Origin of the sequence: Roseburia sp. AF22-2LB (assembly GCF_003461125.1) — a bacterium.
Classification (GTDB): domain Bacteria; phylum Bacillota; class Clostridia; order Lachnospirales; family Lachnospiraceae; genus Roseburia_C; species Roseburia_C amylophila.
Window position 1 is genome coordinate 214,181 of sequence record NZ_QTWM01000004.1, and the last position, 23,826, is coordinate 238,006.

The 23,826-nt window shown below is 40.0% G+C and carries 23 protein-coding genes and 2 pseudogenes; 23 read left to right on the forward strand and 2 right to left on the reverse strand.

The features are described 5' to 3' along the window. Positions 1 to 4 precede the first annotated feature (4 nt). From DWX96_RS08215 to DWX96_RS08285, 15 genes and pseudogenes are all read left to right on the forward strand, one after another. The gene (locus DWX96_RS08215) at positions 5 to 517 is read left to right on the forward strand and encodes a YqeG family HAD IIIA-type phosphatase (protein WP_118057229.1); all 513 of its coding nucleotides are present in this window, start codon (positions 5 to 7) and stop codon (positions 515 to 517) included. Further along, positions 514 to 954 carry a ribose 5-phosphate isomerase B gene (gene rpiB, locus DWX96_RS08220; RefSeq protein ID WP_022244046.1) on the forward strand — a complete coding sequence of 147 codons (441 nt, stop codon included), beginning with the start codon at positions 514 to 516 and terminating at the stop codon, positions 952 to 954. The genes DWX96_RS08215 and rpiB overlap by 4 nt, the downstream gene beginning before the upstream one ends. Before the next feature lie 158 nt (positions 955 to 1,112). Next, entirely contained in the window at positions 1,113 to 1,670 is a 558-nt protein-coding gene (gene efp, locus DWX96_RS08225; protein WP_022244047.1) for an elongation factor P, read from the forward strand. A gap of 84 nt (positions 1,671 to 1,754) precedes the next feature. Next, positions 1,755 to 3,653, forward strand: a complete 1,899-nt coding sequence (locus DWX96_RS08230; RefSeq protein ID WP_242988759.1) for an LTA synthase family protein — start codon at positions 1,755 to 1,757, stop codon at positions 3,651 to 3,653. A 2-nt stretch (positions 3,654 to 3,655) separates the two neighbouring features. Then, positions 3,656 to 6,139: a YfhO family protein gene (locus DWX96_RS08235; RefSeq protein ID WP_118057230.1), complete on the forward strand. Its 2,484-nt coding sequence runs from the start codon at positions 3,656 to 3,658 to the stop codon at positions 6,137 to 6,139. Next, positions 6,136 to 6,873, forward strand: coding sequence for an ElyC/SanA/YdcF family protein (locus DWX96_RS08240; protein WP_117698091.1), 738 nt, complete (start codon positions 6,136 to 6,138; stop codon positions 6,871 to 6,873). The genes DWX96_RS08235 and DWX96_RS08240 overlap by 4 nt, the downstream gene beginning before the upstream one ends. Positions 6,874 to 7,024: 151 nt before the next feature. Beyond that, positions 7,025 to 8,065, forward strand: a complete 1,041-nt coding sequence (locus DWX96_RS08245; RefSeq protein ID WP_118057231.1) for a zinc ribbon domain-containing protein — start codon at positions 7,025 to 7,027, stop codon at positions 8,063 to 8,065. A gap of 130 nt (positions 8,066 to 8,195) precedes the next feature. Then, positions 8,196 to 9,059, forward strand: coding sequence for a C39 family peptidase (locus tag DWX96_RS08250; protein ID WP_242988760.1), 864 nt, complete (start codon positions 8,196 to 8,198; stop codon positions 9,057 to 9,059). A 414-nt stretch (positions 9,060 to 9,473) separates the two neighbouring features. Beyond that, on the forward strand, positions 9,474 to 9,647 hold the full coding sequence (locus DWX96_RS08255; protein ID WP_117698093.1) for a chorismate--pyruvate lyase: 174 nt from the start codon (positions 9,474 to 9,476) through the stop codon (positions 9,645 to 9,647). 62 nt (positions 9,648 to 9,709) lie between these two features. Further along, on the forward strand, positions 9,710 to 10,783 hold the full coding sequence (locus DWX96_RS08260) for an alpha/beta hydrolase family protein (protein ID WP_118057232.1): 1,074 nt from the start codon (positions 9,710 to 9,712) through the stop codon (positions 10,781 to 10,783). A 236-nt stretch (positions 10,784 to 11,019) separates the two neighbouring features. Then, positions 11,020 to 11,592, forward strand: a complete 573-nt coding sequence (locus DWX96_RS08270; protein ID WP_117841976.1) for a hypothetical protein — start codon at positions 11,020 to 11,022, stop codon at positions 11,590 to 11,592. A gap of 285 nt (positions 11,593 to 11,877) precedes the next feature. Next, the gene (locus DWX96_RS08275) at positions 11,878 to 13,131 is read left to right on the forward strand and encodes an ATP-binding protein (protein WP_022244062.1); all 1,254 of its coding nucleotides are present in this window, start codon (positions 11,878 to 11,880) and stop codon (positions 13,129 to 13,131) included. A gap of 18 nt (positions 13,132 to 13,149) precedes the next feature. Beyond that, positions 13,150 to 13,314, forward strand: coding sequence for a hypothetical protein (locus DWX96_RS14270; protein WP_158561519.1), 165 nt, complete (start codon positions 13,150 to 13,152; stop codon positions 13,312 to 13,314). A 230-nt stretch (positions 13,315 to 13,544) separates the two neighbouring features. Beyond that, on the forward strand, positions 13,545 to 14,912 hold the full coding sequence (locus DWX96_RS08280; RefSeq protein WP_118057233.1) for an MATE family efflux transporter: 1,368 nt from the start codon (positions 13,545 to 13,547) through the stop codon (positions 14,910 to 14,912). Positions 14,913 to 14,925: 13 nt separating this feature from the next. Next, a pseudogene (locus DWX96_RS08285) lies at positions 14,926 to 15,018 on the forward strand (cytidylate kinase family protein); the annotation flags it as partial. Between the two features lie 584 nt (positions 15,019 to 15,602). Here DWX96_RS08285 and DWX96_RS14960 read toward each other — a convergent pair. Further along, positions 15,603 to 15,755 (reverse strand): DUF6774 domain-containing protein, encoded by a 153-nt coding sequence (locus tag DWX96_RS14960; RefSeq protein WP_416390273.1) that lies wholly within the window; start codon positions 15,753 to 15,755, stop codon positions 15,603 to 15,605. A gap of 1 nt (position 15,756) precedes the next feature. On the opposite strand from DWX96_RS14960, the gene DWX96_RS08295 reads away from it, so the two are divergent. The 5 genes from DWX96_RS08295 (at position 15,757) to DWX96_RS08315 (ending at position 20,976) form a co-directional block, all read left to right on the forward strand. Then, positions 15,757 to 16,965 (forward strand): ROK family transcriptional regulator, encoded by a 1,209-nt coding sequence (locus tag DWX96_RS08295; RefSeq protein ID WP_330415590.1) that lies wholly within the window; start codon positions 15,757 to 15,759, stop codon positions 16,963 to 16,965. A gap of 251 nt (positions 16,966 to 17,216) precedes the next feature. Continuing rightward, the gene (locus DWX96_RS08300) at positions 17,217 to 18,245 is read left to right on the forward strand and encodes a zinc-dependent alcohol dehydrogenase (protein ID WP_117841974.1); all 1,029 of its coding nucleotides are present in this window, start codon (positions 17,217 to 17,219) and stop codon (positions 18,243 to 18,245) included. A gap of 9 nt (positions 18,246 to 18,254) precedes the next feature. After that, positions 18,255 to 18,647, forward strand: coding sequence for a VOC family protein (locus tag DWX96_RS08305; protein ID WP_117841973.1), 393 nt, complete (start codon positions 18,255 to 18,257; stop codon positions 18,645 to 18,647). Between the two features lie 18 nt (positions 18,648 to 18,665). Beyond that, on the forward strand, positions 18,666 to 20,030 hold the full coding sequence (locus DWX96_RS08310) for an MFS transporter (RefSeq protein WP_117841972.1): 1,365 nt from the start codon (positions 18,666 to 18,668) through the stop codon (positions 20,028 to 20,030). Continuing rightward, complete coding sequence (locus tag DWX96_RS08315; RefSeq protein WP_117841971.1) at positions 20,014 to 20,976, forward strand: carbohydrate kinase family protein; 963 nt, start codon at positions 20,014 to 20,016, stop codon at positions 20,974 to 20,976. Before DWX96_RS08310 ends, DWX96_RS08315 begins: the two co-directional genes overlap by 17 nt. Positions 20,977 to 21,119: 143 nt before the next feature. Here the strand turns inward: DWX96_RS08315 and DWX96_RS08320 are convergent. Then, positions 21,120 to 21,245, reverse strand: a pseudogene (locus DWX96_RS08320) (DUF6061 family protein); the annotation flags it as partial. Positions 21,246 to 21,693: 448 nt separating this feature from the next. Between DWX96_RS08320 and DWX96_RS08325 the strand changes: the two are divergent. Genes DWX96_RS08325 through DWX96_RS08335 form a run of 3 tightly spaced genes read left to right on the forward strand, consistent with a single transcriptional unit; the run spans position 21,694 to position 23,713 of the window. Then, entirely contained in the window at positions 21,694 to 22,131 is a 438-nt protein-coding gene (locus tag DWX96_RS08325) for a radical SAM mobile pair system MarR family transcriptional regulator (protein WP_117841969.1), read from the forward strand. Then, positions 22,128 to 22,817, forward strand: a complete 690-nt coding sequence (locus DWX96_RS08330) for a radical SAM mobile pair protein A (RefSeq protein ID WP_118057234.1) — start codon at positions 22,128 to 22,130, stop codon at positions 22,815 to 22,817. The genes DWX96_RS08325 and DWX96_RS08330 overlap by 4 nt, the downstream gene beginning before the upstream one ends. Then, positions 22,805 to 23,713 (forward strand): radical SAM mobile pair protein B, encoded by a 909-nt coding sequence (locus DWX96_RS08335; RefSeq protein ID WP_118057235.1) that lies wholly within the window; start codon positions 22,805 to 22,807, stop codon positions 23,711 to 23,713. Before DWX96_RS08330 ends, DWX96_RS08335 begins: the two co-directional genes overlap by 13 nt. The last annotated feature ends 113 nt before the right edge of the window (positions 23,714 to 23,826 follow it).

The following is a 23,826-nucleotide window of genomic DNA, read 5'->3' on the forward strand; positions in this document are numbered from 1 at the left end:
GGATATGCTGCAAAGATTTTATCCCGATGAATATCTGGATTCTACCTATGTCATAGACTTTGATAAACTTTATGAAGAGGGATACCGGGGCATTATTTTTGATATTGATAATACTCTTGTTCCACACGGAGCACCGGCGGATGAGCGGGCAAAAAAGCTGTTTTCTCATTTAAAAGAGCTGGGTTATCATTGTATGCTGTTATCGAATAACAAGGAACCACGGGTGAAGATGTTCAATGATGCGGTAAATGTTTCTTATATTTACAAGGCAGGAAAACCGTCAACGAAAAATTATCTTAAGGCAATGGAAGAGATGGGAACCACCACGGAGAATACGTTATTTGTGGGAGACCAGATATTTACGGATGTGTATGGGGCAAACCGCGCAGGAATCCGTACGATTCTGGTAAAACCGATACATCCGAAAGAAGAAATACAGATTGTTTTAAAGAGATACCTGGAGAAAATAGTGTTATTTTTTTATACAAGGAAGAGAAAGAAGGAAGAAAAATTATGAAAATCGGAATTGGAAATGACCACAGTGCAGTCGAAATGAAATTCGCAATTAAAAAGTATTTAGAGGAAATGGGACATGAAGTTGTAAATTACGGAACAGATTCTACCGAGAGCTGTGACTATCCGGAGTATGGTGAAAAAGTAGGACGCGCAGTTGCAGCCGGGGAAGTAGACTGTGGCGTATTAATCTGTGGTACCGGGGTTGGAATCTCTTTGGCTGCTAATAAGGTAAAAGGTGTCCGTGCAGCAGTATGTTCTGATGTAACAACTGCGCATCTGGTAAAAGAACATAACAATGCCAATATCATCGCATTTGGAGCAAGAATTGTTGGAATCGAGAAGGCAAAAGATATTGTAAAAGCATACCTGAATGCAGAATTTCAGGGTGGCAGACATGAAAAACGTATTGCCATGATTCATGAAATTGAATCAAGATAGGGTAAAGTCACAAAAAAAGGTTGAAAAATGGCTTGTTTTATTATAGAATAGAACGAGTGAGTGACAAGTTTGGAATGAGAATTTTTTCCAATACCCGTAAGAACCTGCCGATGGCAGCGTCTTATGGTGCTTAGCAACGAAAATTAGGAGGAATATCGATGATTTCAGCAGGAGATTTCAGAAACGGAATTACAATCGAATTAGAAGGAAATATTTATCAGATTATTGAATTCCAGCACGTTAAACCTGGAAAGGGTGCTGCATTTGTCAGAACCAAATTAAAGAATATCAAGAGTGGCGGTGTAGTTGAGAAAACTTTCCGTCCAACAGAGAAATGCCCACAGGCACGTATCGACCGTAAAGATATGCAGTATTTATATTCTGACGGAGATTTGTATTACTTCATGGATGTTGAAAACTATGAGCAGATTGCTTTAGATAAGACAACCATCGGTGATACCTTAAAATTTGTAAAAGAGAACGAAATGTGTAAAATCTGTTCTCACAATGGCAACGTATTTGCTGTTGAACCACCATTGTTTGTTGAACTTCAGATTACAGAGACAGAACCTGGATTCAAGGGTGATACTGCAACAGGTGCAACAAAACCTGCAACTGTTGAGACTGGTGCAACTGTAATGGTTCCATTATTCGTAGAGCAGGATGATGTCATTAAAATCGATACAAGAACTGGTGAGTATTTATCCAGAGTATAATTTCATGCGAAATATGTGGGAGTTTCAAAACAGTTGTTTTGAAACTCCTTTTTCTGTTGCCGGGTATTTAGGAAAGAACTGTCAGTGGCAGTACCAGCAGGTTATGGCAATGAGAATGGAAAGTTGAGGAAACAGGCTATGCAGGAAGAAAGCAGAAAAGAGAAAAATTTCATAAAAAGGATTTATCATGCAGAAGCACCAAAGTGGTTGAAATATGCGATATTATTCGGATATCCGGTTCTGCTTTTTTATATTACTGCATTTATGACATATAATCCTTTTGTAAGAACCAGATGGAGAGCACAAATTCTAAATCTCATTTTATTTGAGGCTTTTGTGTGGCTGCTGCTGGCAATTACCGGAAGTGCAGTGATTGCACTTCGTACGGAAACAATTCTTGGAATTGCATTGAGCATTGCGAATTATTATGTCATTTCCTTCCGTGGTTCTCCGGTGGTGCCATGGGATTTGCTGTCTCTTGGAACGGCAGCCAGTGTTGCCGGAGGCTATGATTATACTTTGCCGCCCCGTCAGATTGCATTGATTCTTCTGATGCTCTTTCTGGCATTTACGGAGCGTTATGCAAAGATTCATATTTCACGGAAAAAGATATTGCTCCGTGCAGGCAGTGCTGTGATTTCTATTGCCTGTATGGCAGGAATTGGCTGGATGGTACAGGATGATGCAATGGTAAGTGAATTACAGCTTTATCCGTTCCTTTTTACGCCTACAGTCATGTATGAACGAAATGGCTTTGCAGTGACGTTTCTTATGGATATGCAGTATCTTAAGGTGGAGAAGCCGGAAGGATATTCCGTTGAAAAGGCAAAGAAATTATTAGAAAATGAGGATGGTCTTGAATGGACGGCATCCGACCAGAGAAATAATGTTGGAAAGGAATTCACAAATCAGAAAGAAACAACAGACCAGCTTCCGAATGTTATCGTCATTATGGATGAAGCCTTTTCCGATTTGGGGGTCCTGTCCGATGAGGCACTTCCGGTAAATGAAGACTATATGCCGTTTATTCACAGCCTGCAACAGGGGGCAGAAAATACCCAGACCGGATATTTGAATGTATCGGTGAAGGGTGGAAATACAGCAAATACGGAATTTGAATTTTTAACGGGAGATACCATGGCATTTCTTCCGGCTGGTAGTATTCCGTATCAGCAGTATATTACGAAGGATACACCAAGCATGGCATCTTATCTAAAGAGCTTGGGCTATGAGACCTATGCCATGCATCCGTATTATGCGTCCGGCTGGAACCGGGATAAGATATATCCGCTGCTGGGATTTGACAGCTTTTATTCTTCCACGGATTTCTATGGTTCCACCTATGAGCGGGGCTATATTGATGATTCATCCTGTGTGGATAAGATTATTGAGACATATGAGAAGAAGGATGCAGGAACGCCGGCATTTATCTTTAATGTAACCATGCAGAATCACAGCCCATATACCGACGGCTATCAGAATCTTCAGGGAAATGTTACAGTAGATGGAACGGTATCTGCCCAATTATCGGAATATCTGACCCTGGTAAAATTATCGGATGCTGCATTGGAAAAGCTGATTGATTATTTTGAGACACAGGACGAACCTACGGTTATCGTATTCTTTGGTGACCACCAGCCGACAGATGCGGTGGTGGAGCCAATCTGGAATTTGGAAGGCAAATCATCCTCTGATTTAACAGAAGAAGAAAATCAGCTTCGTTATAAGGTGCCTTATGTTATCTGGGCAAATTATGATATTGATGAGGCGGTAAATCAGGAGAGCAGTGCCAACTATCTGGGGGCACAGATGATGGAAGCAGCAGGAATTCCGTTGTCGGATTATCAGAATTATTTACTGGAACAAAAGAAGGAGATGCCATTGATTTCCACGCAGCATACGGAAGCAGAAGGCAGTGATGCGTGGCTTAATTATCAGACGTTGCAGTATTATATTTTATTTGACTGGGATGGAGAAAAATAGAAATGAAGGAAAGATTACTTCGAATCAAAAACAATAAGAAGATGCCGTTAATACTGGCTTTTTGCATTCCGTTTTTTCTTGCACTGGGAGTCTGCATCGGCCATGAGATTTATCCTTTTGGCAATCAGTGTTTTCTGCATATTGATATGTATCACCAGTATGCACCGTTTTTTACGGAATTCATGAATAAGTTAAAGAGCGGAAGCGGGTTATTATATACATGGAATCTGGGGCTTGGTACAGATTTTGTATCCCTGATGGCATATTATCTTTCCAGTCCTTTTAACTGGCTGTTATTATTATGTCCGTCTAATCTGGTAATCGAATTTATGACGGTATTGATTCTAATTAAGACTGGACTTAGCGGACTTACTTTTGCATTTTACTTAAACCGGCATTATAAAGATAATGGATATCGCATTGCTTTATTTGCGGTATTCTATGCGTTATCCGGGTTTATGTGTGCTTATAACTGGGATATTATGTGGCTGGATACGGTGGTGTTATTGCCGCTTATTTTGCTGGGTCTGGAAAGACTGGTAGAAGGAAAGAAGATGACGCTTTATGTGGTAACACTGGCGGTTTCGATTCTTTCAAACTACTATATTTCCATTATGGTCTGTATCTATCTGGTGCTTTATTTTGTGATTCTGATATTAGAGCAGAAAAGCGGAATAGGAAAAGCAATTCTTAAATTTGCGACCGGCTCCATCCTGGCAGGCGGTATGGGAGCAATACTGATTCTGCCGGAGATTGTGGCGTTAAGCGGAAGTGGTTCCGGTGGAATCTCTTTTCCGGAAAAAATGGAGTGGTATTTTGGCCTGCTGGATGAAGCAGCAAGGTTCTGCATTGGTGTCGAGCCGTCTTCTACGGTAGGACATATGCCAAATCTTTACTGCGGAGCGGCAATTTTATTATTATTATTCCTTTATCTTTTGAATCGCAGGATTCGAATTGGTGCAAAGATTCCAAGACTCTTACTGGTGGCATTTTTCTTTGTGAGCTTTGCAAATAATAAACTGGATTTTATCTGGCATGGCTTTCATTTTCCGGATGGACTTCCGGCAAGACAGACCTTTTTATTTGCATTTTTACTGCTGACCTTAGGTTATGAAGCAGTGCGGGAAGAAAGAGGCAATAGCATTTTTAAAATCCTATTTGCATTCCTGTTAGCGGAGCTGGTATTGGTTTTATGTTTCCGGTTTACAGATTTAGAGCAGGTGACACCGGAGCAGATGCTTTTAACAGGACTTTTGATTTTAGGTTATGCACTTCTGCTGTTATTCTATCGGCGGAAGGATAAGACGATGCGGACTATCGTATCGATATTTGCGGTGCTTCTGGTATGTGCCGAGGCAGGCGTAAATCTTGACACGACCAGTATTTCTACTACCAGCCGGACGCTGTATACCCAGCATTTAGAGGATTATAAAACACTGGCGGAGACAGCAGGAGCAGAGGATGACGGTTTCTTCCGTATGGATAAGTTTAACCGGATGACGAAGAATGAGTCGGCACTTTCAAACTATGCATCCGCATCTATTTTTTCTTCTCTTATAAATAAAGATGTGGCAGATTTCTATCGGGAGATGGGAATGGAAGGCGGTAAGAATTATTACTGCTATAATGGTGCAACGATGCTTACTTCCTCGCTGCTTTCGGTAAAATATATCCTGACGGACAGTGCAGAAGAGGAAAGTCCGTATCGAAGTCTGATATCAGAACAGAATGGCATATATTTATATGAAAATACTTATACACTGCCACTTGGTTTTATGGTAGATAGTGATTTGACGGAAAAGTGGGATTTTACCCTTGGAACACCGATAATGGCACAGAATGAACTCGCCTATGCCCTTGGTGCAACGGAGAATCTTTTAGAGCCGGTAGATGCAGAATTACATGATGGAAAAACGGTGATTCAGGTAACGGAAAGTGGCTATTATTATGGCTATTATACGATGAAGGATGCCAAAACCATTACCGCAACCACTGGAAACCGCATGCGGACATTTTCTAAATGTGACCATGTCTATTTACTGGATTTGGGCTATTGTGAGGCTGGGGAAGATATTACGCTGACTTCTGCCGATACGGATCAGATACTGGTGCAGGGCTACCGGTTAAATGATGCAGCATTTCAGGCAGCATATCATACATTATCCCAGCAGACCATGGAGTTAAAATCCTACAGTGACAGCAGAATCGAAGGCAGCATCAACGTAAAAAAAGCCGGAACTCTTTTGCTGTCCGTGCCGGATGATGAAGGCTGGCATGTCTTTGTGGATGGGGAAGAAGTGGATTATGAGCATTTCTGCGATGCGTTTATCAGCATTCCATTAAAAGAAGGCAGCCATGATATTATATTAAAATATACAACACCGAATCTGAAACTGGGAGCATTGCTTTCCGGTGGAGCATTGTTCTTATTCCTTTGTATTACCTGGATACCGGTTGTTGTGAGAAAACGAGGAGAGAGGGCATGAAGAAAAAAATAACATTTCTGATATTTACGGTACTGGCGCTACTTTGTGTTGTTTATTCGGGGATGGTACTGGCAACGGGTTCCGGAACATCATTTTTTCTTGTGTGGATTGGGCTGGCGGTACTTTTCTTCCTGTTTGGGTATTCTGTCTGGAAATCTTTCTGGAAGAAAGTTCCCCGGCTGGTTAAGGGAATCTGTATTGCTGTCGTTGCAGTGGGATTTACAGCATTTTTCATCGTAGAAGGCTGTATCATAAGTCAGATGCATGAAAAAGGCGAAGCGGGACTTGACTATATTATTGTGCTGGGGGCACAGGTGAGGGAAAGCGGACCAAGTGCTGCGTTAAAATACCGACTGGATGAGGCAGTGGAATATTTAGAGGATAATCCAAAGACAATCTGTATCGTATCCGGCGGACAGGGTGCAAATGAACCATATTCCGAAGCCGAAGGAATGGCACAGTATTTAAAAGAACAGGGGATTGATGCGTCCCGGATTCTCTTAGAGGATAAGTCCTTAAATACAGAGCAGAATATGGAGTACAGCAAGGCACTGATAAAAGATGGGGCATCCGTTGGAATTATCACCAATGATTTTCATCTGTTCCGGGCAAAGCAGATTGCACGAAAATATGGACTGGACAATATCTGTGGGATAGCAGCAAAGTCTACACCGGTTTATCTTCCAAATAATATGTTGCGGGAATTTTTAGCAGAGATAAAATTTTTGCTGTAATTATGCGGATGAATGGAAAAGTCAAAGACTGACCGGAGACTTTGATGTGTGCCAGGGTATATTCTTTGTTCTAAATGGGCTTGCATCGGGTGGAAGAATAGAATAGTATAAAAAGTAACAGGAGTTTTATGGAGAAAGGGTTTATATAGCTATGGAGATTAAATGCGAATACTGTGGCTCCATCATTAAGGAAACAGATGAGAAATGTCCTTACTGTGGAGCCACCAATCAGGCAGTAAAGCGTACTGCAGACCATACGCCAAAAACCATTGAAGAATTGCAGCAGTGGTATCAGGCGCGGAATCTGCCGCCTTATGAAGTGACGAGATTCTTTATCGGAATCAATTACACACAGCCCAAGGCCTTTGGTATTTACCGGGAAGGACAGAATGTTATTGTCTATAAGAACAAGGCAAATGGCGAGCGGGCAATCCGCTATCAGGGAACGGATGAAGCCTATGCGGTAAATGAACTGTATCTTAAGTTAAAAGAGGAAATCTTAAACCAGAAGGAACATAATCGGGCCGGAAATGTAAGAAGCAGTTATGGAAATAACAGAAAGCCAATGTCAACAGGAAAGGTAATAGGAAGAACCTTTGCCGGGATTGGAGCATTCTTTCTTTTCTTCTTTGGTTCCTTTGTACTCTTTGTGTTGGATGCATTATACCGGGGAATTGGAACAGCACTTTTTATTGCACTGATTGCCGCAGCACCTGTGGCAGTGATATTAGACCTTATTGTTTGTGGGTTAAGGGAAAAAAGCACGGTATTTGAAAAGATATATCAGGGATTTGCCGGAAAGAAATTCTTAACCTGTGCCGTTTGTTTCCTGATGTGCTTTTTAATCATTCTGATTCCGATACATAATTACAAGAAGGCAAGTTATTACCAGTACCAAAATACGGTTTACGTTCACAGCCACAATAACTGGTTCGAATATGATGGTTATGACTATGATAAGATAGACAGCGATGAGGTACCGGATGATATTTTAAATAACCGTTCTGATTATGAAATGACTTATCAGAATGGCTATGACTGGGATAACAGCATTACCAATTTTGAAGACAGCAGATATTATGAAGAGCATTATGGCTCAGACAGATCGGACAGCAGTTCAGACAGTGGATATGACTGGGATTCCAATGACAGCTGGGATTCTAATTCATCTGACTGGGATAGCGACTGGTAAATATTAATATATCATTTAGAAATTTATTTTTCTGTTAAGAATAATCTAAGAAATGAAATAGAATATCTTTAAGAACACTCCTTTTTCGTGTGCTTTACTAAGAGTAAAGAATGAAAAAGGGGTGTTTTTTATGATGCAGTCAGAACAGGAAGGACAACGAAATTTACAACAATCAGGAGCAGCCGGACAGCGGAATACGCAGCATGCAAAAGAAATAAGAAAGCGGAGCATACAACGGAAAAGAGCAAGAAGAATGCGAAGAATCAAAAGGATATTTGTGGCAGCAGTAATTCTGCTGGTAGTTTTTGCCGCGGGCAGAACATCATTTGTGCAAGGCTTCTTAAATCACTGGAATGTAAAATCAGAGGCAACACTTACGGCAGAGGGGTATCCGGAAAGCCTGGTACAACTTTACGAGAAAAATGAAGAAGCAAGACAGTTTGTGCTTGATTATAAGAAGAATGGAAACAACGAGCAGCCGATTGATATTTCATCGGATGTAACAGATGGTAAAATACCGCTTTTCCTTCAGTGGGACGAGCGTTGGGGCTATAGAACCTATGGAGATAATTTCCTTGCAATTACAGGATGTGGTCCGACGGCATTGTCCATGGTTTATGTGGGACTGACCGGAGATACTTCCATGAATCCTTATGCCGTTGCCCAGATGGCACAGGAGGATGGCTTCTATGTCAATGGAAGCGGATCTTCCTGGAGTATGATGACGGAACTTGCCACAAAGCTTGGCTTATCTGCACAGGAGCTGAGTCTCAGCGAAGACAGTATCCGGCAGGAATTATCCCAGGGACATCCGATTATCTGTATCATGGGACCGGGAGATTTTACCACATCTGGACATTTTGTTGTTTTAACAGGAGTAGATTCCGATGGAAAAATAACAGTGAATGATTCCAATAGTAAAAAGAACAGTAATAAGGCATGGAAGATAGAAGACCTTATGAGCCAGATCCGGGATTTGTGGGTGTATCAGTAGAAGTGGCATTCTTTACGAAAATCTGCTATAATTCTTGATAAAATGATTTGAAAGGCGAGTGGGAAAGAGACTGGTGGTAATCTTTCGACGGTAGTGTTTGAATATCCACAGCATTTGCCGGATGTGAATGTTGCATAAAAACTGTAAGGGGTACTAAGAATTTTGATTTAAATTTTATTTTTTTTCTGGCAACCGGTGCAAATTCGCATCCATGCTCAGATGCACCTCGCTGGCACATCCCTGTGCCAGCGTTGCCTGATGTCAGACAAAATTCCAAGTGCCCCTAACAGTCTTTATCATGCATCCACATTCCGGTAAATACTGTGGATATTACATCACATTCCGCCGGAAGAAAACCGGCATCATATTTCCCACTCCTTTACAAATATTTTAACAAGAAGGGAGCTATAGAATATGGGAACATGGTATTACGAAGTCGTATCCATCGATGGAGACTATGCAAATTTAAAGAGGACAGACATTGCTTCAGATGATTTAAAACTTGTGGCAAGAGCACTTCTTCCGGCAGAAATTATGGAGGGAAGCAAGTTAAAATACGAACTGATGCAGTATGAGATTATAGAATAGAGGATAAAGGAGTTAGGGAAGATGAAAATCGAAGCGGCAAGGCGGGAGGTTTAGCAAAAATTATGAAAAAGGAAAAGGTTATTGGAATGGGGGTACTGCTTGGAATTGTTATTCTGGCAGTGATTGGAGTTGTAGTGGCAGGAAATCAGAAAAAAAATAAAACGAAGACTGAGACAGAAAATAAAACGGAAACAGAGACGCAGATGGAATCAGAATCAGAATCGGAAACAGAAACTGCACCTGCGGATAAAGAGTCTTTGGACGCAGACGAGCTGGTAGAAGAGAACTTTCGTCAGGCTGGAATTACAGAATATGAAAAAATAGATATGGAAGATTATGAGAGCCAGGTAGGAATCGATTTATCAGAATATGTATCTTATCGGTTTTATTATGATAGCGATGGATTGAAAATTGAAGGATATTTCAGTGCACCAAAAGATTTACTGGATGGAAAAAAGACTTCCTGTCTTATTTATAATCATGGTGGAAATCAGGATTACGGAGCATTGGAAAATATAGAAATCTGCTTTTATGCCTATCAGCTTCATACCATTTGCATTGCATCAAACTATAGGGGATGTGGAAGCAGTGAAGGAGAAGACCAGTTTGGCGGAGCAGATGTGGATGATGTGGTCCGGATTTTGGATTTGTGTGAGCAATTTTCCTATATTGATGAGGATGCCATAAATATGATGGGTATTTCCAGAGGCGGAATGATGACTTATGAAGTGTTAAGAAGGGATGAGCGGGTGCATAAGGCAGTTGTCGTATCTGGCCTTTCCGATTGCTTTATGTCATATGAGGAAAGAAGTGATATGCAGACCATATTCGATTCTTTGGTAGGCGGTTCCCCGGAAGAGATGCCGGAGGAATATGAGAAACGTTCTGCAACCTATTGGGCGGATGAAATTAATACACCGCTGCTTATCATTCATGCCACCGGAGATGAAAAAGTATCCGTTGCACAGGCAGATAAATTAACAGAAGCATTAGAGCAGGCAGGAAAGACCTACGAATATATCACCTTTGATGGAAATTCCCACGGAGAAATCCGACCAGAGGATGGTGAGAAGATAAAGGCGTTTCTGGGAGGGCAGGAGCAGGAAGAAGATAGTGAAAAGAATAATGTAAAATAGTGAAAAAATAGTGTATTATTTCCTTCGCATGGTACTGTTGTATTCAAATAAGGTTTGTGAATTGCCGGAGAGCTCAAACAGCGAAAAATTGGAAGGAAGCCTTTCGTATCTAAAAAGTAGAGAAAAAGAATTGCTCTTGCTGCTCATGAAGAACTACAAAAGAGAGTTCACGCCTATTGAAGTCAGCAAAGAACTTAAGGTTACCAATAAGACGGTAACAAACTATGCAAAATGGGATGATTGATTTATATGTGAGAGGTAATAATTCTGTAGCTTATTCAGAGATATATTCATCGTTTGCATCAGAAAAAAATAGTTATATTTCTGATTTGTTGTTGCTGGTTATCAATAATGACAGCTCTAAGGTACGAAAACATGGAGAAACATATGAAGTTGCAGGTGTTCGATTTACAGCAGACCAGATTCCTAAAATAGATACAAATAAGTTATTAGAAATAAAAGCTTGTAACAATATAATTGATTTCGGACAGAATCATTACTTCAAATATGTTTCTTCAGACGGAAAAGAGCATGCATTATTTACAAATGACAAGGGTGTTGGGGTTCCCTACTCGGAACATATGCGGGGAGCAGAGCATGATGCAGTTGCTCAGAGATATGCTCTTTTTTGGCGGTATATGATGAACGATGATCCTGTATATGTAGGATTGACTTATTCTAATGATGATATTGATGAATTTATGAAACATGCAGGCATAGAAAATGGCTTCTTTACTGTTAGAATGGGGAATCAGGAAGCAACACAATATTATACCAAAAGCGAAAACCATACTTTGGATATTCCATAAGGAGAAGATTTGTGGTGTTTGGAATACCCGTCAAATTATAGATTTTGGGAAAAATTGATTAATCTCTGAGAGTCTATTTATATGTGTTGTAGTTATCAAGCAAAGGGATACTTATATCGTGTTACAGGACATGGTGTAGGTATCCTTTTTGCATATTATCTATAATCATTACATAAAAAAGTGCAAATGCACAAAAAATAGTAATGGTTATTGAAGTGAAAATAATTTAGTGATAAAATAACATTACCAAAATTCGTGCAATGCACAAAAATAAGGAGTGACACTATGGAGATTAAGAGAGATTCATACCTTGAACAGTTAAAGATAAGAAAAGATAACGGAATGATTAAGATTATCACAGGAATCAGGAGATGCGGCAAATCATTCCTGTTATTTGTGTTGTTTAAGAAGTATTTACTGGAGAGTGGCATAGATAATGACCACATCATTGAGATTGCTTTAGATGGCATTGAAAATGAGGAACTGAGAGATCCAAAGAAGTGTTATCAGCATATTAAAGAACGGGTGGAAGATGACCGGAAGTATTATCTGCTCTTGGACGAAGTACAGTTTATGCCACGATTTGAGGAAGTGCTGAACAGTTTGCTTCGTATCAGTAACATTGATGTGTATGTAACCGGCAGTAATTCTAAATTTTTATCTAGTGACATTGTAACTGAATTTAGAGGCAGAGGAGATGAAATAAGAATTTATCCGTTGTCTTTTGCAGAGTTCTATGCGGCTTATGATGGAGATTATGATGATGCTTGGGAAGAATATATGATATACGGTGGTTTACCACAAGTGGCACAATTTTCTGTAGAACGCCAGAAGGCTGAGTATCTTAAAAATATTTTTACCAATGTTTATATCAAGGATGTGGTAGAGCGGAATAAAATTCAAAATGTTGATGAGATTGGAACTTTGGTGGACATTCTTGCTTCTGCCATAGGAGCACCTACCAATCCAACAAAAATATCAAATACTTTCAAAAGTGAGAGAGGTATCAATTACAGTAATAAAACTATATCCAATCATATTGATTATTTGGCAGAGGCATTTTTGATTTCTAAAGCGGACCGGTATGATATTAAGGGGAGAAAATATGTAGGAGCCAATCTGAAATACTATTTTTCGGATATAGGACTTAGAAATGCCAGACTAAACTTCAGACAGCAGGAGCCGACTCATATTATGGAGAACATTGTTTATAATGAGTTGCTTGTGCGTGGTTACAATGTAGATGTTGGTATTGTGGATGTATTTGCAAAGAATAGTGACGGAAAGAGAGTTCATAAGCAGCTAGAGGTTGATTTTGTAGTAAACCAGGGCAGTCAGAGATATTACATTCAGGTGGCTTATGATATGACTTCTGAGGAAAAACAAACACAGGAACTTAATTCACTCCGAAATATTCCGGATTCATTTAAGAAGATTGTTATAGTAAATGGAACAAAAAAGCCTTGGAGAAATGAGGAAGGCTTTGTGATCATGGGCATGAAATATTTTCTGCTCAATGAGGATAGTTTGGAGTTTTAGTATGGAAGGAGATGATAAGTGTTCTTTGGTGATAGATCCGAAATAAATAATAGTAAGTACTTTGAGATTTTGGATAAGGAAATAATGAGAAAGGTAAGTGGAGGTTACAATTTAGGCATGGCTTACGTTGAAAATTGCATATATGGTGGAACATGGGATGAGTATAAAACGAGAGAAAAATAATTTGACTTTTTCCAAAAAGAAAAATATAATGACTTTTGAACGAGTAGCAAAATTGCGTAAATCCAGTTTTGCTGCTCGTTTTTGTAATTTTATAATGCAATGAAAAAGTGTGTAGCTTATCAGCGTAAGTCCAACTTATAAGATAGGTGCGCACTTTTTATATTGCCAAATATCCGTAAGAAGCTTCCAGTGGCAGCTTCTGCAGGTGGAAAAAGGAGGATTAAGTTAAGATGGCAGAAAGTAACAAGATGAAGGATATGCCGGTAAATAAGCTTATGGTGCAGATGGGAATACCGATGATTTTATCTATGGCATTGCAGGCGGTTTATAACATTGTAGACAGTGCCTTTGTAGGAAACATGAAATCAGGAAGTGAGGCTGCACTTAATGCACTTACACTAGTATTTCCGGTTCAGATGCTTATGGTAGCAGTGGGAATCGGAACCGGTGTGGGAACCAATGCACTTCTCGCGAGAACACTGGGAGAGGGAAAAAGTAAAAAAGCTGCAAAAGTTGCAGGAAACAGTTTATTTCTTGGAGTGATTATTTATGCAGTATGTCTGCTGTTTGGAATGTTTGGAGTAAAAGCATACATCTCATCCCAGACCGTTGATACGGAAGTCATTGCAATGGGGACAAGCTATTTAAGAATATGCTGTGTGATTTCATTTGGAATTATTTCCTTCTCGCTATTTGAGAAACTGTTACAGGCAACCGGGCGTTCCATTTATTCAACAATTGGTCAGGTTGTGGGAGCAGTGGTAAATATTATTCTTGACCCAATTATGATTTATGGCATCGGACCGGTTCCTGAAATGGGAGTAAAGGGCGCAGCCTATGCAACCGTAATCGGACAGGTGGTATCAGCAGCATTGTTATTTATTTTCCATGTAAAATTAAATAAGGAATTTGAGCATGGTGTAAAGTTTATGAAACCAGAGGGCAGAATTATCAGGGAAATCTATGCAATCGGACTTCCGGCAATTATTGGACAGGCGCTTATGTCTATTATGGTTTATGTGATAAATCTGATTTTAAAATTCAGTCCTTCGGCTCAGACCGCATATGGATTGTTCTATAAAGTACAGCAGTTTGTACTCTTCCTTGCCTTTGGACTTAGAGATGCAATCACGCCGATTATTGCATTTGCCTATGGAATGCATAGCAAGAAGAGGATTCAGGATGGAATCAGATATGGCTTAATCTATACGATTGTGCTTATGATTGTGGGTGTGGCGATTACAGAAATTTTCCCTGGGGCTTTTGCAACATTATTTAATGCAGGACAGTCAAGGGAATATTTTATCGGAGCCATGAGAATTATTTCTATCAGCTTTATTTTCGCCGGAATCAATGTAGCATATCAGGGAATTTATCAGGCATTGGACGGCGGTTTGGAGTCGCTTGTGATTTCACTGCTCAGACAGCTTGTCATCATATTACCGCTGGCAGGTGTTTTCTCCAGTTTAGTCAGAAATGGACAGATGGACGTTTCCTTAATCTGGTGGGCATTCCCGATAACAGAGATTGCTGCATGCCTTGTGGGATATGTATTTTTAAAGAGAATCCGGAAGAATAAAGTGGAAAGTTTAAGTTAAGGAGGAGTCAGCTATGGCAAAAAGAATCATTACAATCAGCAGAGAGTTTGGAAGCGGCGGACGGTTTATGGGGAAAGAAGTGGCAAAAAACTTGGTACTGTATTTTTGCAGTACCTTTTCTTTTTCTGGAAAGTGAAGTATGATACAGAGGAAGAGTAGCTGCTTGACGACAGAAGAATTGGGTAACATAAGAAAAATGTGGAGGTAAATAAAAGGCATGCTGAATGTGAAAAATGCTGAAATAGCAGATTTAGAGCAAATTATGAAAATTTACAGATATGCACAGGATTATATGATAAAGTCCGGAAATCCGACTCAATGGGGACATTTTTACCCGGATGCAGATCTGATAAAATCTGATATTGATAAAAATGCATGTAAGGTAATATATGACAAGAATGGAATCCACGGGGTATTTGCATTGTTTGATGGTACAGAACCTACTTATAAGCATATTGAGGGCGGTAACTGGCTGAATGAAGAACCATATCTGACGATTCACAGGCTTGCCGGAGATGGTCAGGTACATGGCTTGTTTCCGTGTGCTTTAAACTATTGTAAAAAGATTTCTTTAAATATCAGGGTAGATACTCATGCGGATAATAAAACTATGCAAAGGCTGATTGAAAAGAATGGTTTTATAAAATGCGGTACGATATATGTAAAAAATGGAACAGCAAGAATAGCATATCAAAGGACTGATTTTCGGGCAGCAAGATTTGCAAGCATATCACTTAATACCACTAGGTCTGCGGCAAGAAGCGTAAGCTCATCGGTCGACAGGCATTCGGACAACTGGCAGGAAATTGTGGAGAGGTAAAAAAGATTTGTACAGTTTGACATAGTGGTTGTCCATAAGATATTTAGCGTTAACGGATCGTCCCTTTACAAACAGAATAAAAAAGCATATAATTCTTTTATAAAATATTTAATAAAAGAGGACAAAAAAACGGAAAATAAAGATAAAAGAAATATAGCAAGAAAAAAAATCATCAATTATGTGCTGAATCATCCGGTTATGTCCAAAGCGGAGCTCGCGAAAGAATTAAATCTGAGTATGCCGACTGTGTTAGCAAACGTAAATGACCTGTTGGAGAAAAGACTGTTAGAAGAAGTGGGCGAGTATGCGTCGACAGGCGGACGAAAGGCAAAAAGTATAGGAATTAATAAGTCATATTGTCATGCAATGGGGCTTTTGATCACTGCGAATCATATCGAAATGGTACTGGTAAATCTTGGAGATGAGATCGTAAAAAAAGACCGCATCCGTTTAAAATTTACGGCAGAATTATCCTACTGTACAGAGGTGGCACAAAAGGTTGAAACTTTTCTGGCAGACGAGCCTGCGAAGGAGACACTGCTTGGAATTGGTATTGCGATCCCGGGAATTATCGATCAGAAAGAACGGATTGTTTTAAAATCCCACGCGTTAGGGATAGAGAACTATAGTCTCCGCTTTTTAGAGCAGGCTGTGGGAATGCCGGTGTATTTTGAAAATGATGCCAATGCAGCCATGCTTGCAGAAAAAAAGCAGAAGTATCCCAATGCGATATATCTGTCTTTGAATCATACATTAGGCGGTGCTTTCTGCATAGATGGAAAGTTGTATCGCGGACAAAACCAGAAAGCAGGAGAGTTTGGTCATATGATACTTGTTCCCGGTGGAAAAAAATGTTATTGTGGTAAATCAGGATGCGCGGATGCATATTGTGCTGCAAGTGTACTGACGGAAGATAACAGGCAGTCGCTGGATGCATTTATGGAAAATCTTGAAAGTGGAGATAAAAAGGTTTTACAGATATGGAATGAGTATCTGGATCATCTTGCTGTTTTGATATCAAATCTACGGATGGCATATGATATGGATATCATACTGGGGGGCGATGTCGGAGGTGTACTCTCAGATTATATGATACCTTTGGGAGAAAAAGTGATGGCATATAATGGTTTTGAACATGATGTTTCATACCTGAAGAACTGTTCGTACAGGAAAGAAGCGTCGGCTGTTGGAGCTGCGAAATATTTTTTTGCGGAACATATGATGGAAATATAAATTATTATAGTGTGAAAACAGAGTGAAGTGTGAGCAAAAAAACGGAAAGGAAACGATAAGTGAGGTTTTCTTTCCGTTTTTTGTGCGTTGATTAGAAAATATATACAAAAAGCATATCTGCAAATTGTGCAATGCGTAAAATTGAGAGAAATATATTGACAAAATATGTTTAAAGGATGATAATGTAATTACTTTAATAAAACATTTAATAAAACATAAAATAAAACAATATAAAAAAGGAGGAAGCAATTATGTTACAGCAGGTAATGACAAATCCAGGAGAAATTATTTTCAGAGAGGTTCCGGTTCCGGAGGTAAAGGAAAATCAGGTTTTGGTAAAGATTATGAATATTGGTGTCTGTGGATCAGATATTCATGTTTATCATGGAAAACATCCGTTTACAAAATATCCGGTAACACAGGGACATGAGGTTTCCGGTGAGATCACAGAACTTGGAAAAAATGTCACAGAGTTTCATGTGGGACAGAAGGTGACGATAGAGCCACAGGTATATTGTGGACACTGCTATCCATGCCGTCATGGAAAGTATAATCTCTGTGAGGAATTAAAAGTAATGGGATTTCAAACGACAGGAACAGCATCTGAGTATTTTGCAGTGGATGCATCTAAAGTAACACCTATTCCAGAAGATATGTCCTATGAAGAAGGAGCTATGATCGAACCTCTTGCTGTGGCAGTTCATGGTGTAAAACAGATGGGTGATGTGGCTGGCATGAATATTGCAGTCCTTGGAGCGGGACCGATCGGAAATCTTGTAGCACAGGCAGCAAAAGGAATGGGGGCAGCGAAAGTGATGATCACAGATATCAGTGATCTTAGACTGGCAAAGGCAAAAGAATGTGGAATTGATGTGTGTGTGAATACCAAAGATAAAGACTTTGGTGAGGCAATGATCGAAGCATTTGGACCGGATAAGGCGGATGTAATCTACGACTGTGCCGGAAACAATATCACAATGGGACAGGCAATTAAATATGCAAGAAAAGGAAGCACGATTGTACTGGTGGCTGTTTTTGCAGGAATGGCAGAAGTAGATCTTGCAGTGGCAAATGACCACGAACTTGACATTAAGAGCACGATGATGTACCGCCATGATGATTATATAGATGGAATCAGACTGGTAAATGAGGGCAAAGTTCATTTGAAACCGCTTATCTCAAAGACATTTGCTTTTAAAGATTATCTGAAGGCATACCAGTATATTGATGATAACCGCGAGACAACGATGAAAGTAATTATCAACGTCAGTGAAAAGTAAGGAGTTCGTATGGAAAATAAATATGGAATTGTCGGAGTTGCCCATGTCGGGCTTCCGACAAACGATTTACAGAAAACAGTTGAGTTTTATAGGGGTCTTGGATTTGAAGTAATTATGCAGACTTATAATGAAAAAGCAGGGGAAAAAGTGGCATTTTTACAGATAAAAAATTACTGTATAGAGACTTTTGAAAATGGGCAGGCGGCAATGTCAGACGGTGCATACCAGCATGTTGCTCTTGATGTGGAAGACATTGAGAGTATATATCAGAAAATCTGCAATGAAAAATACACAGTTATCACAGACGGAATCGAAGAACTGCCATTTTGGGAAAATGGTGTGAAGTTTTTTATGATTAAGGGACCAAATGAGGAAAGAATAGAGTTCTGTCAGAAACTCTGATAAAAACAGGAGGGACATATGGGAAGCGAAAACAAAAATGGAAAAGTACCGCTGATCAGTAAGATTGCATATGGGTTTGGTGATGTTGGATGTAATTTCAGCTGGATGTTTGTCAGTAATTTTCTGATGATATTTTATACAGACGTGTTCGGAATCAGTATGGCGGCTGTGTCAGCACTTATGCTTTTTTCAAGATTCTGGGATGCAATCAATGATCCAATCGTCGGGGGACTTACAGATAAAACAAAATCGAGATGGGGACGGTACCGTCCATGGTTGTTAGTAGCGGCACCAATCACAGCGATTCTTCTTGTTATGACATTCTGGGCAAGACCCGACTGGCCGCAGAATGGAAAGATTATTTATATGGTAATTACATATTGTCTGCTGGTTTTGGGGTATACCTGTGTGAATATTCCATATGGAACCTTGTGTGGTGCTATGACACAGGATATTGATGAACGTGCAAAAATAAATACATCCCGTTCGGTTGCAGCGATGATTGCAATTGGTGTGTTAAATATTATCACAGTTCCACTGCTCAGCAAATTCGGCAGTCATAGTGCAAAGACAGGATATCTGACGGTTGCGGTCATATATGGATGTATTTTTACAGCCTGTCATTTCTTCTGCTTTGCGAAGACGAAAGAGGCAGTGATTACTCCGGAAAAAGAAAAAATTTCTGTAAAGGTTCAGTTGAAAGCGGTTATGCAGAACAGACCATATCTTCTTGCATTGGCAGGACAGATATTATTTGGATTTACACTGTACGGTAGAAACGCAGATATTCTGTATTACTTTACATATGTGGAAGGGAATGCCTCCTACTACACAACTTATTCGATGTGCATCATTATTCCTTCTATCATCGGGGCAGCCTGTTTTCAACCATTATTCCGCAAGTTGAATAACAAAGGAAGAACAGCATCTCTCTTTGCTTTATTTACAGGAATTTCCATGTTGTCTATGTTTTTCTTTAATGCCAAAGAATCACCGGCTATTTTTTATGCTTTATCTGGTCTGACACAGTTTTTCTTCTCTGGATTTAATACTGCAATCTATGCAATTATTCCAGACTGTGTGGAATATGGGGAGTGGAAAACCGGACTTAGAAATGATGGTTTTCAGTATGCATTTATTTCACTTGGAAATAAAATCGGAATGGCAGTTGGAACAGCACTTTTAGCAGGATTACTTGGAAAATGTGGCTATATTGCAAATCAGACACAGAATGCGGCTGTACTTTCAATTATGAAACATGCATTTACGACGATTCCGGGTGCACTGTGGATTGTGACTGCGGTTGTATTATTTTTCTACCGGTTAAATAAAAAACGTTATAACGAGATTGTGGAGGAACTGAAAAATGGAAGAAAAAGTTGATATCGTGGCATTGGGAGAATTGCTGATTGATTTTACGGAAGCAGGACACAGTCAGGATGGGAGAAAATTGTTCGAACAGAATCCCGGCGGTGCTCCGGCAAATCTTCTAACCGTTGCAAGCCACTTTGGGTATCGCACATCTTTTATTGGAAAAGTTGGAAACGATATGCATGGTAAATTTTTAAAGAAGACATTGCAAAAGGAAGGAATCAATACAGATGCTATTGTTGAAGACCCGGGTTATTTTACAACGTTGGCATTTGTGGAAATCGGTGAAAGTGGAGAACGGAATTTTTCTTTTGCAAGAAAACCAGGTGCAGATACACAGTTAAAAAAAGAAGAACTGGATCAGACATTAATTTCAGGTTGTAGAATTTTTCATTTTGGATCATTATCGCTGACAGATGAACCGGCAGAAAGTACAACGATTGAAGCGGTAAAAATGGCAAAAGCAGCGGGTGCACTTATTTCCTATGATCCGAATTATCGACCGTCTCTTTGGAAGAGCAAAGAGGATGCAGTGAAAAAAATGAGATCTGTCATAGAATTGGTAGATGTCATGAAGGTATCGGATGAAGAGAGTATTTTGTTGACAGAGGCCGAAAGTTATGAGCAGGCCGCAGACCAACTCCTTGCTATGGGACCAAAGCTGGTAGCCATTACATTGGGAGAACAGGGTGTTCTTATGGCAACAAAAAGCAGAAAAGAAATCATCAAAGCATTTCAGATACATGCGGTCGACACGACTGGGGCAGGTGATTCATTCTGGGGAGGCGTATTATGCAGTATCCTTTCCATGAATAAGAATGTTGAAAAAATGAAATGGGAAGAAATCAAAAAGTGTGCTGTTTTGGGAAATGCAGTTGCTGGATTGTGTGTGCAAAAGAGAGGTGGCATCCCTGCGATTCCGACAAAAGAAGCAGTGTTTGAATTTATGCAGAAATAATGAATGTATATGACAAAATTGGGGCTATAAAAACGCCCCTATTTTTAACAAAAATATAAGCAGGACAACTTTCGATATTTGCTCCTGCTTGTATTTTATGTAAATTACGATAAGTTTTATTCCCTGTGTTCTTCGCCCCATGTACAGTCTGATTCTGGTGTAGTCTTTAAATGCTTTTCTGATTCCCAACAATCAATGCGGAGCATATAGCCAGCAGATATATAAACATCAATACTATTAAGCTGTGGATTGTATTCTGCAAATATTATTCTCGTCGTATTTTATCTCCTTATCATTCAATCAATCATTTGTTACAAAAATCAGAAGCATTTCAATCAGTTCACCATGTCACTTTCATTTTGTGTTATAATGTGTTATCAGATTTCTTGGTCTCCGCTGCCGCTTCGGTCGGCACAGAGCAGAGGTCCACTGGACCTCTTGTGCCCTTATCAGAGTTCGTAAACACTGGTGCGATGATATAATACAAGGGAAACAATAAGGGAAAGCTCACCTGCGATAAATTCAGTATTTTCAAGGGTTTGCGGAGAATTTAATAACAAAATATAACAGTTATTAAATCTCTTAAAACAGGTGAAATCTCAATTCCAGTTTGGAGAATTGAAAAAAACGGAATTTACCTATTAAGACATATAAACTCTTGACAATAAAGCTCCTATATAGTATGTTTTTAATAAACTACTATATAGGAGCTTTTGTATGGAAATGAATGGAGGATTTCTTGTCACCAAAATAAAACAGCTTGGAGACCGGATTTTCGAGAAGATTCTCAGTGAAAAGGATATTGATGCGTTTAATGGAGCTCAGGGACGTATTCTTTATGTGCTGTGGCAGGAGGATGGTATCTCAATCAGGTCACTCTCGACTAAATGCGGATTAGCGATAACATCTCTTACTACGATGCTGGAAAGAATGGAAAATCAAGGGCTGATAAGCCGTGTTCAGTCTGAAACGGACAAAAGGAAAACACTCCTGTTTCTGACTGAGAAAGCACATGCCTTAAAGGGCGAGTACGATTCTGTATCTGATGAGATGGGCAGTATTTACTACAAAGGTTTTTCAGAGGAAGAAATTACCCGGTTTGAGGAATGCCTCGACCGCATCAGAAAGAATCTTGAGGAGTGGCAGAAGTCATGAGTATTTGTATCAAAGATCAGATTCAGAACATGAATATCGTCATTGGCTGCACAGTGGGGTGTACATATTGCTATGCCCGCAACAACGTGAAACGCTGGCATATGATTGATGATTTCGCTGACCCTGAATTCTTTCCGGGTAAGCTTAAGATGATGGAAAAGAAACGTCCGCAGAACTTTCTTCTTACCGGCATGAGCGATCTCTCCGGATGGAAGCCGGAATGGAGAGACGAGGTATTTGTAAAGATCCGTGAAAATCCGCAGCATCAGTTCCTGTTCCTTACCAAGCGACCTGATTTGCTGGATTTTGATACCGATCTGGAAAACGCATGGTTTGGCGTTACGGTGACGAGGAAAGCAGAACTGTGGCGTATCGATGCTCTTCGGAAAAACGTCAGAGCAAAACATTACCATGTTACCTTTGAGCCGTTATTCGACGATCCCGGCACAGTTGACCTTTCCGGAATCAATTGGATCGTTGTCGGCACCATGACCGGAGCTCAGAGCAGGAAGATTCATACGGAACCGGAATGGGCATGGTCTCTGACGGACCAAGCACATAAGCTCGGCATTCCGGTGTTTATGAAGGAAGACCTTGTCCCTATCATAGGGGATGAAAATATGATTCAGGAAATGCCGGAAGAATTTAATAAAGTGTTAGAGGTACAGAAATCATGGAAGAAGTAATAAATGGAATCCTCATTCGTGAGGTGGAAACAAAGAATATCATGACTAAGTCTAGTCTGCCGGTAGGCGGTTACTCGGTCAATCCCTATGTGGGCTGTACACATGCCTGCAAGTATTGCTATGCTTCTTTTATGAAGCGCTTTACCGGGCACAAGGAGGAATGGGGCACTTTCCTTGATGTGAAGCATTGGCCGGAAATTAAAAATCCGAAGAAATATGCCGGACAGCGGGTGGTCATCGGTTCTGTGACAGATGGCTACAATCCACAGGAGGAGCAATTCGGGAATACCAGAAAACTTCTGGAGCAGCTGATCGGCAGTGACGCAGATATTCTGATCTGCACAAAGTCGGATCTTGTGGTACGGGATATTGATCTGTTGAAGAAGCTTGGACGTGTAACCGTTTCATGGTCGATCAACACACTAGATGAAAATTTCAAGAACGATATGGATTCTGCTTCGAGCATTGAGCGCCGTATCACTGCTATGAAGCAGGTATATGAAGCAGGTATCCGTACAGTCTGTTTCGTATCCCCGGTATTCCCCGGTATCACGGATTTTGAAGCAATCTTTGAGCGGGTAAAGAATCAGTGCGATCTGTTCTGGCTCGAAAATCTCAATCTTCGAGGCGGTTTCAAAAAGACAATTATGGATTATATCGCCGGACAATATCCTGATCTTGTACCACTTTACGACGAGATCTATAACAAGCATAACCGCAGCTACTTTGAAGCACTTGAAGTAAAAGCTGAGAAAATGGCTAAGAAGTATGATTGTGCCTTTGTGGATAATGAAATGCCTTATGGCAGAGTCCCGCAGGGGCATCCGGTGATCGTAGATTATTTCTATCATGAGGAAATCCGTGGGACAGAGAATACCGGAAAAAGAAATCGTTAAATTCCAGTTTATGGAATTGGAAAACCGGAAGTTGTATGTTTTATCAATTACAGGTTCTAAAACTGAATAAATCAGAAATTAAGAGTAGATAACCTGAAATATGGTTATCTATT

What these genes read in the sequence shown, in the direction of transcription:
- DWX96_RS08215 (WP_118057229.1), top strand. Translation starts at nt 5, where the DNA reads ATGCTGCAAAGATTTTATCCCGATGAATATCTGGATTCTACCTATGTC.
- rpiB (WP_022244046.1), top strand. Translation starts at nt 514, where the DNA reads ATGAAAATCGGAATTGGAAATGACCACAGTGCAGTCGAAATGAAATTC.
- efp (WP_022244047.1), top strand. Translation starts at nt 1,113, where the DNA reads ATGATTTCAGCAGGAGATTTCAGAAACGGAATTACAATCGAATTAGAA.
- DWX96_RS08235 (WP_118057230.1), top strand. Translation starts at nt 3,656, where the DNA reads ATGAAGGAAAGATTACTTCGAATCAAAAACAATAAGAAGATGCCGTTA.
- DWX96_RS08240 (WP_117698091.1), top strand. Translation starts at nt 6,136, where the DNA reads ATGAAGAAAAAAATAACATTTCTGATATTTACGGTACTGGCGCTACTT.
- DWX96_RS08245 (WP_118057231.1), top strand. Translation starts at nt 7,025, where the DNA reads ATGGAGATTAAATGCGAATACTGTGGCTCCATCATTAAGGAAACAGAT.
- DWX96_RS08250 (WP_242988760.1), top strand. Translation starts at nt 8,196, where the DNA reads ATGATGCAGTCAGAACAGGAAGGACAACGAAATTTACAACAATCAGGA.
- DWX96_RS08255 (WP_117698093.1), top strand. Translation starts at nt 9,474, where the DNA reads ATGGGAACATGGTATTACGAAGTCGTATCCATCGATGGAGACTATGCA.
- DWX96_RS08260 (WP_118057232.1), top strand. Translation starts at nt 9,710, where the DNA reads ATGAAAAAGGAAAAGGTTATTGGAATGGGGGTACTGCTTGGAATTGTT.
- DWX96_RS08270 (WP_117841976.1), top strand. Translation starts at nt 11,020, where the DNA reads ATGATTGATTTATATGTGAGAGGTAATAATTCTGTAGCTTATTCAGAG.
- DWX96_RS08275 (WP_022244062.1), top strand. Translation starts at nt 11,878, where the DNA reads ATGGAGATTAAGAGAGATTCATACCTTGAACAGTTAAAGATAAGAAAA.
- DWX96_RS08280 (WP_118057233.1), top strand. Translation starts at nt 13,545, where the DNA reads ATGGCAGAAAGTAACAAGATGAAGGATATGCCGGTAAATAAGCTTATG.
- DWX96_RS14960 (WP_416390273.1), bottom strand. Translation starts at nt 15,755, where the DNA reads ATGTCAAACTGTACAAATCTTTTTTACCTCTCCACAATTTCCTGCCAG.
- DWX96_RS08300 (WP_117841974.1), top strand. Translation starts at nt 17,217, where the DNA reads ATGTTACAGCAGGTAATGACAAATCCAGGAGAAATTATTTTCAGAGAG.
- DWX96_RS08305 (WP_117841973.1), top strand. Translation starts at nt 18,255, where the DNA reads ATGGAAAATAAATATGGAATTGTCGGAGTTGCCCATGTCGGGCTTCCG.
- DWX96_RS08310 (WP_117841972.1), top strand. Translation starts at nt 18,666, where the DNA reads ATGGGAAGCGAAAACAAAAATGGAAAAGTACCGCTGATCAGTAAGATT.
- DWX96_RS08315 (WP_117841971.1), top strand. Translation starts at nt 20,014, where the DNA reads ATGGAAGAAAAAGTTGATATCGTGGCATTGGGAGAATTGCTGATTGAT.
- DWX96_RS08325 (WP_117841969.1), top strand. Translation starts at nt 21,694, where the DNA reads ATGGAAATGAATGGAGGATTTCTTGTCACCAAAATAAAACAGCTTGGA.
- DWX96_RS08330 (WP_118057234.1), top strand. Translation starts at nt 22,128, where the DNA reads ATGAGTATTTGTATCAAAGATCAGATTCAGAACATGAATATCGTCATT.
- DWX96_RS08335 (WP_118057235.1), top strand. Translation starts at nt 22,805, where the DNA reads ATGGAAGAAGTAATAAATGGAATCCTCATTCGTGAGGTGGAAACAAAG.